The 1,039-nt window shown below is 52.6% G+C and carries 1 protein-coding gene and 1 pseudogene; both read left to right on the top strand.

Annotated elements, in window-relative coordinates; translation table 11 throughout:
* The coding region (locus KP699_RS16250; protein WP_215762254.1) for a transposase at positions 1 to 192 on the top strand (192 nt) is incomplete at its 5' end.
* Positions 193 to 342: 150 nt separating this feature from the next.
* A pseudogene (locus KP699_RS16245) lies at positions 343 to 1,026 on the top strand (IS5 family transposase).
* The last annotated feature ends 13 nt before the right edge of the window (positions 1,027 to 1,039 follow it).

Here is a 1,039-nt window from a genome sequence, read left to right as displayed (position 1 = left end):
CTGGAAACCACGGATGCCGGAGATGTTTACAGACTACGAAAACAGACCGTTGAACCGATCTTTGGCATTATCAAAAGCATCATGGGCTTCAGAAGATTCAGTCTGCGCAGCCTTGCAAAAGTCACGACCGAATGGACACTCGTCGCTCTCGCATACAACTGCAAAAGAATGGCACGGCTTCACGTAGCATAAGCTGGCTCAGCCTCGGCGTTATCAGCCACAAAATACCCAACCCGACAGGCTGCTAGGGCGTGTCGTCAGTTAAACGGGGGGATTATGAAGCTTGTACTCCCGTTTGATCTGTGATGTTTTCTTCCTGTTTCTGGAACGGGGAGAGTGTGAATGCGCCGGTATGGTCTGAGCGATGGTCAGTGGGAGCGGATAAAAGATCTTCTCCCGGGTCGCGAAGGTCATGTCGGTGGGACGGCTGCGGATAACCGTCTGTTTATCGAAGCCGTGCTGTATCGTTACCGTGCAGGCATTCCCTGGCGTGATCGAGCGGATTTTCCGGCATCTGGCTGCTGACCATGACAACGAATACATGATGATCGACAGCACCATTGTCCGTGCTCACCAGCATAGCGCGGGCGCCCGTAAAAAAGGGGTATGGATCAGGCCACCGGGCGGTCCCGTGGCGGACTGACCACGAAAATCCATGCCATTGTCGATGCCGCGGGAAAGGCTGCAGCTCTTTCCCTGACGCCCGGACAAAGGGCCGACATCACAGAAGTAGAGCCATTGCTCGATGAAGTCGATCCCGAGGTCTTCATCGCCGACAAGGCTTATGATGCCGATCCCCTCATCGAAAAGCTTGAAGAGCGGGGGATCACACCGGTTATTCCGTCAAAGAAAAACCGACGCACTCCACGGAAAATCCTCTTTTCGCTTTATAAAAAACGAAACATCATCGAACGCTTCTTCGCCAGACTTAAACAGTTCAGAGGTATTGCAACACGATATGACAAGCTGAAGTCAACTTTCCTCGCAGCCGTGCAATTCGTCTCCGCCATCATTGGAATTAACTGACGACACACCCTAG

It is taken from the genome of Acetobacter sp. P1H12_c (genome assembly GCF_018811975.1).
Taxonomy (GTDB): Bacteria; Pseudomonadota; Alphaproteobacteria; order Acetobacterales; family Acetobacteraceae; genus Acetobacter; species Acetobacter persici.
This window is presented reverse-complemented; position numbering and strand designations above follow the sequence as displayed.